The following is a 9,445-nucleotide window of genomic DNA, read 5'->3' on the forward strand; positions in this document are numbered from 1 at the left end:
CCGCCGACCGTCCCGGGACGCGGTTCGGGGCGTCCCGGGACGGTCGGCGGGACGGAACGGGGAGCGGCTCGCCCTAGGGTCGGTGCCACGGGCCCCGCTGCCGATGTCGCCGGGAGCCCACCCGTCCTCCGTACCCCTGGCCGCGGCCGACCCTTCCCTTTTTTTGGTGGCACACACATGGCAGATCTGGTTCCTCCCCGCCCCGATTCGGCGGGCGCCCGCCCGTTCGAGGAGATCGTGGCCTCCTCTCCCTCACGGCGTCAGGTCGTGACCGGCGGCACGGCGGCCCTCGTGGCGTTCCTCGGCTTCGGCACCTCCACGGCCCACGCCGCCACCCCGGCGCCGACGCCCGCCGGACCGGCCCCGAAGGGCCTCCTCGGCTTCGCCGCGGTGCCGCCGGCGACCACGGACACGGTGACCGTGCCGCCCGGCCACGTCGTGCGGACGCTGGCGCCGTGGGGCCGGCCCCTGCGCTCGGGCGGACCCGCGTGGCTGGCCGACGGCGGCAACAGCTCCGCCGACCAGGCCCGCCAGATCGGTTCGCACCACAGCGGGCTGCACTTCTTCCCGTACGACGACGGCCCCCGGGGCAGCCGGCTCGGGACGCTCGTCATCAACCACGAGGCCACGGACGCCACGCTGCTCCACCGGGACGGCGGCGCGGCCATGACCCGCGAGAAGGTCGACAAGGCCCTGGCCGCGCAGGGGCTGAGCGTGGTCGAGGTGCGCGAGAGCGGCGGCACCTGGGACATCGTCGACTCACCGCGCAACGCCCGCGTCACCGGTACCACCCCGGTGCGGTTCTCCGGCCCGGTGGATTCCGCTCACCCGGCGCTGCGCACCGGTACGGCCCACACCGGCACGCTGGGCAACAGCGCCTACGGCGTGACTCCGTGGGGGACGTATCTGAGCTGCGAGGAGAACGTCGTCGGCTACTTCGGCACCGACGACCCGAGCTGGCGACCCACGCGCACGCAGAAACGATACGGCGTGAGCGCGTCCGGTCACGGGCACCGCTGGCACACCGTCGCCCCCCGCTTCGACCTCGCGGTGAACGGCAACGAGGTGCACCGCTTCGGCTGGGTCGTGGAGATCGACCCCGCCGCACCCTCCGCCCCTCCGGTGAAGCGGACCGCGTTGGGCCGTTTCCAGCACGTGGGCGCGACGGTCACCGAGTCCGCGGGGCGCGTCGTCGTCTACAGCGGCGACGACGAGGTCGGCGGCTACCTCTACAAGTTCGTGGGCGACGAGGCGTGGCGCCAGGAGCGCTCCCGGGGACGCGATCCGCTGGACCACGGCACCCTGTACGTGGCGCGGTTCGAGGACGACGGAACCGGACGCTGGCTGCCCCTGGCCCACGGGCGGGGTCCGCTGAAGGCCGAGCACGGCTGGCGGGACCAGGCCGACGTCGTACTGCGGGCGCGGGAGGCGGCGGACGCCCTGGGCGCCACACCGCTGGACCGCCCCCAGCAGACGGCCGTCGCCGGTGACGGCACCGTCTACTGCGCGCTGGCCAACAGTCCGGGCGGCGGCTCGTGCGGCTCGGCGGGCGGGAGCGGCGGCCGTGGTGTCAGCCCTCGCGCGTCCAACCCGTACGGGCACATCGTGCGCTGGCGCGAGGAGGGCGCGGACGGATTCCGCTGGGACGTCTTCGTACTCGCCGGTGACCCGGCCCACGACGAGTGCGTCGGGCTCGACGAGGCGGGCATGTTCGGCTCGCCCAAGGGCCTGTGGTTCGACGCCGACGGGCGGCTGTGGATCCAGACCGGCATCTCGAAGTGGGACCAGAACCGCGGTGGGTCCGGGCACGAGAACCTGGGCAACAACGCGGTGCTCGTCGCCGACCCGGCCACGGGCGAGATCCGCCGCTTCCTGACCGGGCCGCGGGGCGCCGAGATCACCGGCGTCACCGCCACCCCCGACCGGCGCACCCTCTTCGTCAACATCCAGCACCCCGGGGAGCGTACGGCCGCGTGGGGCACCCCCACTCCCGACGCCCCGTGCGCGGTCAGCGACTGGCCCGACCACGATCCGCAGGGCCGCCCGCGCTCCGCGACGGTCGTGGTCCGGCGTGCGGACATGGGCGTGATCGGCCCCGCGTGACCGGCCGGGCGTAACCGACACGGCGTAAGACGCCGACCGGCCCGAAGAACGCGAAAACCAGCAGACAAACAGCAAGTACGGCAAGTACGGCAAGTACAGCGAGTACGGCAAGTGAGGAAATCCGCATGGTCACCATCATCGAACGCAGCCAATGGGGCGCGCTGCCCCCGAAGAAGATCGATGCCGAATCCTTCGAGCCCTGGCTGGGCGGTGTGGTCATTCACCACGAAGGAGGCGGGAATTTCGCCTCCAACAATCACGCCAACTGCCCGCAACTGGTCCGAAACGTCCAGCGGGACTCGATGTATTACAGCCTCGCGGACGAAATAGCCGTAAAACTCGGCAAGAAGGAGCCCGCATACGACGACATCCCGTACAACTACCTCGTATGCAAGCACGGGAGCATCTACGAGGGACGGGGATACGGCAGAAGATCCGCGGCGAACAGCACCGAGGTGCCCGGCTCCAACAAGAACTACTACGCGATCATGGGAATGATCGGGGAGGACGATCCGGTCACCTCCGACATGATCTTCGCCATACGGGATCTGATCACCTACATCGGAAAACACGCCGGCCCCGCGATCAAGGGGCACAAGGACGTACGCACCACATTCACCGCATGCCCGGGAAATCTCTACCCGGTGCTCAACCAGCTCTATCCGCTCTCCACGCCCGACCCCGGTCCCATCGCATACCTCTACTCACGCGCCGACTGGGGCGCCCGCCCGGCCAAGGACGTCACACGAGTCGATCCGAAGGCCCGCACCGGATTCACGGTGCACTACTCGGACGGGCCCACGACCCAATCGGTCCGCCAGATCCAGAATTACCACATGGATTCCAACGGCTGGTCCGACATCGGATACAACTTCCTCGTCGACGACACCGGCCGCATTTTCGAGGGCCGGGGCTGGTACATCCAGGGCGCGCACGCCTCGGGCTGGAACACCAGTCATATCGGCGTCTGCTTCATCGGGGAGGACGGCGACGCCACCGAAAAGGCGTACTCCTCCATTCGCGCCCTGTACGAGCAGGCGAACCTGCTGGCGGGCAGGACCCTGGAGAAGACCTACCACGGCGGGCTCCCGGGCAACGCCACCAGCTGCCCCGGTGCGAAGCTGCGCGCGTGGGTGCAGAACGGCATGCCCGCGTGGGGCGTCACCATCGAGTACGGGGACGGCGGTTACAACGGCGGCGGCAGCGACTCCAGCGGTGGCGCCGGCGGGGGCATGACCCAGGTCCGGTCCGTCTCCGCCCAGCAGCAGGCGGTCAACGGGCTGGGCTACAGTCCGGCGCTGACCGTCGACGGGCTCTGGGGCCCGCTGACGGAAGCGGGGGTCCGCTGGCTCCAGGGCAAGGTCGGCACCGGCGCCGACGGCCTGTGGGGGCCCGGCACCGAAGCCGCGTACAAGGCGTACGTCGGCGGTTCGAACGGCTCCGGCGGTTCCGGCGGTTCGAACGGTTCCGGCGGTATGAGCTCGGTGCGTTCGGTGCAGATGCAGCAGTACGCGGTCAACTCCCTGGGATACAGCCCCGCCCTCGACCAGGACGGCGCCTGGGGACCGTTGACGGACGCGGGTGTCCGCTGGCTCCAGGGCAAGGTCGGCACCGGCGCCGACGGCCTGTGGGGCCCGGCCACCGAAGCCGCGTACTCCGCGTACATCGACGACGGCGCCCGGCTCGTCGTCGACGGGGACTTCGGGCCCTCGACGATCCGCGCCACGCAGAAGAAGCTCGGTGTGGAGGCGGACGGCCAGTGGGGGCCGAATTCCAAGAAGGCGCTCCAGCACCACCTCAACGTGTGGTCGGGCGCCGGGCTCGTCGAGGACGGCATCACCGGCCCGGCGACGTACAAGGCGCTCCAGTCCCATCTCAACCGGATGACCGGCGCCGGTCTGGTCGTCGACGGCGCCTGGGGTCCCGCCACGGTCAAGGCCCTGCAGAACGCGCTCAACCTGAACAAGTTCTGATCGCCTGAACGAGTTCTGATGGCCTGAACAAGTTCTGATCGCCTGAACAGGTTCCGACCGCATCGCCCGCACGGGGCTCGTACCGCGGACACTTCGCGGTACGAGCCCCGTTGGCCGTTGGCCGTTGGGGGAAGCCGGTCGGCTCAGCCGCCCGCGGGCGAGACGATCGCGTACGCGGGCCAGCCGCCGACGAGCCTGCGGGTCACCCGCTCCACCCGGTCGTTGTGGTTGCCCTCGATCGTGGTGACGGTCCCGTCGCCGTTGTCCTTCTCTATCAGTCCGACGTGGACGCTCGTGGAGGTGTTGGCGGGGCCGCTGCCGAAGAGCATCACATCGCCGGGCTTGGGCGCGGCGTTCCGCAGGTCCGTGCGGAGCGTTCCGTGGTCACGCCCGTAGTAGTAGAAGTCCCCGCTGAACGACGTGTGGTAGTTGATCCCGGCCTGCTGCCAGGCCCAGCTGGCGAAGTGCGCGCACCAGGCCTCGCAAGGACCGTACGGGTTGCAGTTGTTGCCCCACTCCTCCACACCGAGCTGAGAACGCGCCGCCTGCATGATCTTGTCGCGGACGCTGCCCTCCAGCGGCGGTACGGTCGGGCTGCCGCCGCTGGACCCGCCACCGTGTCCGGTGCTGCCGATCTCGCGGGCGATGCCCATCGCGGCCATGGTGTTCGGACCGGCGATGCCGTCGACCTCCAGGTTGTGCGTGCTCTGGTAGGTCCGCACGGCACCGAGGGTGTTGTTGCCGTAGTCGCCGTCGGCGGGCGTGTTGGCCGCACCCTGGACCTGCTTCACCTTCCCGGTCAGGGCGCTCTTGGTCATCGGGCCGGCGATGCCGTCGACGTCCAGGTCGTTGTCGCTCTGGAAGGACAGCACGGCGTTCTTGGTACGGGCGCCGTAGACGCCGTCCACGCCATCGAGCGGGAGGTAGCCGAGACCGGCCAGGTTCCGCTGGAGCAGCTTGACCTCGGAGTTGGTACCGGAGCCGGATCCGCTCGACACGATCCGGTCGATGTTCATCTCGCCCATGGTCTGCGGTCCGGCGATGCCGTCCACGTCCAGGTGGTGTGCGCTCTGGTAGGTCCGCACGGCGCCGAGGGTGTTGTTGCCGTAGTCGCCGTCGGCGGGCGTACCGGCCGCGGACTGGACCCGCTTCACCTTCTCCACCAGGGCGTTCATCGTGAGGGGGCCCGCGTCGCCGTCCACGCTGAGCCCGTTGTCCTGCTGGAAGTGGCGGACGGAGTCCCGGGTCTGGGGCCCGTACGAGCCGTCCACCCCACTGCGGGGGAGATAGCTGAGGCCCGACAGCCCGCGCTGGAGCAGGCTCACGTCGAGGGCGTGCGCGGCCGGCAGCGGGCCTGCCAGCAGCGCCGCCACAGCGGCCACGAGGGTCAGGAGCGAGGCCAGCAGCCTTCGGCCGTTCCCGGCCACCGACCGGCTGTCCGGCGGTCGGGCGACGCGGGTGGGAGAAGCATGCGAGGAACTCAAGGACATGAGTGAGGTCAGCCTTTCGAGCTGGGGGGGTGACAAGTGGTCACCAGCAGCATTGAGGCCCCCGCCGGGTCCCCTCCAGCACCTCAGAGTCCCTGGGACGAGCCCGAGACGTCCCTGAGCCGGCCGCCCCGCGCCCCCGCCCCGCCCCACTACGTGAGAAGCGGTCGGGACGTCCCAGGGACGAGCCTGCCGACAACGGCACTGAGCTGGGCGGATGTTCGTCCCTCACGGCACGGGACACGTGGGACGCGGGAGGCGGCCGCACCCCGTGTGGCAGCTTTTCCCACGTTCCCAGCGAAAGGCTCATACGGCATGCGCATCACTCGCCCCACGAAGGGCGTCATCTCGCTCCTCATCGCGGCGGTCTCCGCCGGCGCCCTGCTCGTCTCCGCCCCGGTCGCCCAGGCGGACGACTCCGCGTACAAGATCTGCAAGGACGCGCACGGGACACGCCAGTCCCCGAACGGGTTCACCATCCCCCGGTACAACTACTCCCGCGGCGACTCCGACCAATGCGTCGCCGGACTCCAGGAACTCGTCGCGCAGTACGGCCTGACCTCGTGGGAGCAGAGCGGCGGGAACTTCGTCGACGGCGTCTTCGGCGCTCGCACCGACTCGGCCATCCGCAGGTTCCAGGGCAGCCACAACCTCGACCCCGACGGCATCGTGGGGCCGCGGACCTGGGAGAAGCTCCTCACGGGCTGAGCCCTGATGATCCCCTGATCCCCAACTTCCCTTCAGCTCGCTTCCTCATCGTCAGGAGTTGCTTCCCCATGTCCTTGTCGCGCCGCGTCCGACCCCTGGCGGCCCTCGCGCTCACCGCGTCCGCCGTCGGCACACTGCTGGTCACCGCCCCCATCGCCTCGGCCGGTGACTACCGCGACGCCTGTTACAACAGCGTCGGCACCCGCACATCCGCCAACGGCTGGGTCATCCCGGCCCGCAACTTCAGGTACGGCTCGTCGGGTGTGTGCGTGCGCGAGATCCAGGAGGACCTCGGCTCGACCGGCATCCTCGACGAGGCCGACGCGAACGGTTTCGTCGACGGCATCTTCGGGCCGAAGACCGACGACTACGTGAGGGAGTTCCAGCGCCGGTACCACTTGGACCCGGACGGCGTCGTGGGCCCCAAGACCTGGGAGGTCCTCATCTCCCTGACCACGGACTGATCGCCATGACGAACAAGACAGCGCGCGGGCGAGGCACGATCTGGGCGGGCGCGATCGTCGCGACCGCCACGGCCCTTCTCGGCGGTCTGACCGCCGCCCCCGCCCAGGCTTGGTACGACAACCTGGAGGCGTGCAAGAACGCCTACGGCTACGAGCACTACCTGGGCTGGGACATTCCCACGGTGGTGGTACGCAAGGGCGCGTCCGGCGTGTGCGTCCGGGAGATCCAGGAGGACCTGCTCGAGGTCGGCGCGGTCCGGAGCGAGGACCAGCCCGGCTTCGTCGACGGAGTCTTCGGCCCCAAGACGTACAACGCGGTGGTGAACTTCCAGAACAGGACCTCGGTCCAGGGCGGCGCGGACGGCGTCGTCGGGCGCTACACCTGGCACAGCCTGATAGCCCACGTCTACTTCGAGTAGGACACGGCCTCCTGAGCACGTTCCGCCCGCTGTCCACCGGCGGTGACCAAGGACAGCGGGCGGAACACATGTACCCGGCCATCACTCACTCGGCCGCCGCGGCCCGCCCCGTGAGCGTCGTCAGGCTGCTGCGTACGTGGTCCATGTGGGCCTGTACGTCGTCCCACTCCTCCCCGTGGTCCCGCAGGACGCGCTCGGTCTCGCGGGCGATGCGGTCCTCCAACACCCGTGCTTCGGCGAGGAGTTCGGCGGCCCGGGCGCGCGCTTCGTCGTCGCTGCGCCGGACCGTCTCCTCGGCCTCCGCGAAGGCACGCTTCGCCTCGGACAGCGCGGCCTCGGCAGCCGCCACCCGCTCCATGTGCCGTACGTCCAGGGCGACTTCGCGCTCGCCCAGGATCCGCTCCGCCTCGGCCCACCGCTCGGCGCACTCCTTCTCCTGCTCGGCGAACAGCCCCGAGGTCCGCAGCCGCATCTCGCGCAGCGCGGCCAGCGCCTCCCCGCGCCCCTCCTTGACCTCGCGCCGGGCGCCGATCCGGATCTCGTCGGCCTCGGCACGGGCGGCGAGCAGCCGCTGCCGGGCGCGTTCCTCGGCCTCACCCCGTACGGTCTCGGCGGCGGCCTCCGCGGCCTCCCGCAGGGCGCCGGCGCGGGCCTCGGCATCCGCGACGAGCTGCCGCGCCTCACTCCGGCCCCGCTCACGCACCGCTCCGGCCTCCTCGGCCCCCAACTCCCAGAGCCGCCTGGCGCGTTCACCAAGGCTGTCGTACGTCTGCGGGGCGAGCCGCGCGACGGCCTCCCGCAGCCGGCCCGACTCCGCCTCCATGTCCCTGGCAAGCACCGTCAGCCGCGCGGCCCGCTCCCAGGCGGCGTCGCGTTCCGCGGAGAGCGCGGCGGCGTAGGCGTCGACCTGGTCCGGGCGGTAACCGCGCCCCCGTCCGGCCCCGAAACCGGCCACGAAACCGTGCGACGACATGGCTGTGCCGCTCATCCTGCAACCCCTCTCCGCGTACGACGTAATGATTTCGCGCACATCTTGATGGATTGGGATGAAATGTGCCTAACGCGACACTCCGGGCCGGGTCACGGGTGAACATGCGGAAGGGGGTGGGTGGCCGTACGGCCACCCACCCCCTTCCCTCCGCTCAGCAGGTCAGAGCAGCCCGTCCCACATCTGCTCCAGCAGCACCGCCCACCAGCTCTCCGGCGAGCCGAGCGCCGCCGGGTCGAGGGAGGCGAGCTGGGCCTGGAAATCGACCGTCCAGCGGCCCGCCTGCTCCTGGTTGAGGCCGTAGCGCAGCCGCCACATACGGCCGAGCAGCGCGAGGCAGCGCGCGAACTCGGGCAGCCCCGTGTTCACGAACTGCGGCGGTACGGGAGCTCCGCCCGGCCCCGCCTCCACGGGCACCGCGACGATGTTCGCCGTCCCGTACTGCACGCAGATCGACTTGCCGAAGTCGCTGCCCATGACGAGGAACGACCCGGCGTCCGCCGACGGGCGCACCCCGCGCTCCTGCGCCAGCTCGGCGAGAGTCGGCACCGGCCGCCCCGGCTGGGCCTGCGCCCAGAAGAACGGCCCCATGTCGGTGGGCAGCCCGGCGACGACCAGGGTGTGCGCCACGATCGGCGGCACCCCCTGCCGCGACACGGCCGCCTGGTCGAACCGGAACACCCCGGGCCCGAAGGCGCCGGCCATTTCCTGCGCGACCCCCTCCGGCGGAACCGGCGGCGCGGGCTGCACGGGCGGCAGCGGCACACGTACCGGACCCGGGCGCGCCGGACCGTCCGCCACCTGATGCAACTCGCCCTGGTGCGCGAGGAGTTGAGCCATGCCCTGCTGGCGGCTCGCGTGATCGGTGCCATAGGGCGCGATGCTCGTGATCCGGGCGTTCGGCCACTGCTCGCGGATCATGCGGGCGCAGTAGGCACCCGGCAGTTCACAGCTCTCCAACTCGGTGTGGAGTTCGAGGACTTGATCCTGCGGGATGTTCATCGCCCGCAGCTCGTGGAAGATCTGCCACTCCGGATGCGGCGTCCCCGGCGCGGACCGCCGGATCACCTGCTGCTCGGACCCGTCGGGCGCCCGGTAGCGGAGAACAGCCTGATAACCGGGCCCCACCGTGGGCTGACCGGGCGGCGGGTAACCGTAGGCCGGGGGCTGGGGAGCGGGCGGCGGGAACCCAGGGGTGTGCGCCGACCGTACGGGCGCCCCGAAGCCGGGGGCCGCCTGACCACCCGGCGCGGACATACCGGGCGCCGGCCGGCCGCCGGGGAACGGAGGCGTCGCGCCGGGG

General features: G+C 71.0%; 8 protein-coding genes. 5 read left to right on the plus strand and 3 right to left on the minus strand.

Annotated features, from left to right (window positions below; genetic code table 11):
- Positions 1 to 177: 177 nt before the first annotated feature.
- Positions 178 to 2,103, plus strand: a complete 1,926-nt coding sequence (locus tag AOK08_RS16985; RefSeq protein WP_079054075.1) for a PhoX family protein — start codon at positions 178 to 180, stop codon at positions 2,101 to 2,103.
- A gap of 125 nt (positions 2,104 to 2,228) precedes the next feature.
- A complete protein-coding gene (locus AOK08_RS16990) occupies positions 2,229 to 4,076 on the plus strand; it encodes a peptidoglycan recognition protein family protein (RefSeq protein WP_055526438.1) in 1,848 nt (615 codons plus the stop codon).
- A gap of 143 nt (positions 4,077 to 4,219) precedes the next feature.
- Here the strand turns inward: AOK08_RS16990 and AOK08_RS16995 are convergent, their stop codons facing one another.
- Positions 4,220 to 5,503, minus strand: coding sequence for a peptidoglycan-binding protein (locus AOK08_RS16995; RefSeq protein ID WP_055526440.1), 1,284 nt, complete (start codon positions 5,501 to 5,503; stop codon positions 4,220 to 4,222).
- 375 nt (positions 5,504 to 5,878) lie between these two features.
- On the opposite strand from AOK08_RS16995, the gene AOK08_RS17000 reads away from it, so the two are divergent.
- The 3 genes from AOK08_RS17000 to AOK08_RS17010 all read left to right on the plus strand — a co-directional run bounded on the left by AOK08_RS17000 (position 5,879) and on the right by AOK08_RS17010 (position 7,154).
- The gene (locus AOK08_RS17000; protein WP_055526442.1) at positions 5,879 to 6,271 is read left to right on the plus strand and encodes a peptidoglycan-binding domain-containing protein; all 393 of its coding nucleotides are present in this window, start codon (positions 5,879 to 5,881) and stop codon (positions 6,269 to 6,271) included.
- 68 nt (positions 6,272 to 6,339) lie between these two features.
- Positions 6,340 to 6,735, plus strand: a complete 396-nt coding sequence (locus AOK08_RS17005; RefSeq protein ID WP_055526443.1) for a peptidoglycan-binding domain-containing protein — start codon at positions 6,340 to 6,342, stop codon at positions 6,733 to 6,735.
- Between the two features lie 5 nt (positions 6,736 to 6,740).
- A complete protein-coding gene (locus AOK08_RS17010; protein WP_055526449.1) occupies positions 6,741 to 7,154 on the plus strand; it encodes a peptidoglycan-binding domain-containing protein in 414 nt (137 codons plus the stop codon).
- 85 nt (positions 7,155 to 7,239) lie between these two features.
- On the opposite strand, the gene AOK08_RS17015 is transcribed toward AOK08_RS17010, so the two are convergent.
- Both AOK08_RS17015 and AOK08_RS17020 read right to left on the minus strand, forming a co-directional pair.
- On the minus strand, positions 7,240 to 8,142 hold the full coding sequence (locus AOK08_RS17015; RefSeq protein ID WP_055526450.1) for a coiled-coil domain-containing protein: 903 nt from the start codon (positions 8,140 to 8,142) through the stop codon (positions 7,240 to 7,242).
- Between the two features lie 162 nt (positions 8,143 to 8,304).
- Positions 8,305 to 9,445: SUKH-4 family immunity protein (locus tag AOK08_RS17020; RefSeq protein WP_241826977.1), on the minus strand; the 1,141-nt coding region annotated here is incomplete at its 5' end.

The organism is Streptomyces graminilatus (assembly GCF_001418565.1).
GTDB lineage: Bacteria > Actinomycetota > Actinomycetes > Streptomycetales > Streptomycetaceae > Streptomyces > Streptomyces graminilatus.

What these genes read in the sequence shown, in the direction of transcription:
- AOK08_RS17015 (WP_055526450.1), bottom strand. Translation starts at nt 8,142, where the DNA reads ATGAGCGGCACAGCCATGTCGTCGCACGGTTTCGTGGCCGGTTTCGGG.
- AOK08_RS17005 (WP_055526443.1), top strand. Translation starts at nt 6,340, where the DNA reads ATGTCCTTGTCGCGCCGCGTCCGACCCCTGGCGGCCCTCGCGCTCACC.
- AOK08_RS16990 (WP_055526438.1), top strand. Translation starts at nt 2,229, where the DNA reads ATGGTCACCATCATCGAACGCAGCCAATGGGGCGCGCTGCCCCCGAAG.
- AOK08_RS16985 (WP_079054075.1), top strand. Translation starts at nt 178, where the DNA reads ATGGCAGATCTGGTTCCTCCCCGCCCCGATTCGGCGGGCGCCCGCCCG.
- AOK08_RS17010 (WP_055526449.1), top strand. Translation starts at nt 6,741, where the DNA reads ATGACGAACAAGACAGCGCGCGGGCGAGGCACGATCTGGGCGGGCGCG.
- AOK08_RS17000 (WP_055526442.1), top strand. Translation starts at nt 5,879, where the DNA reads ATGCGCATCACTCGCCCCACGAAGGGCGTCATCTCGCTCCTCATCGCG.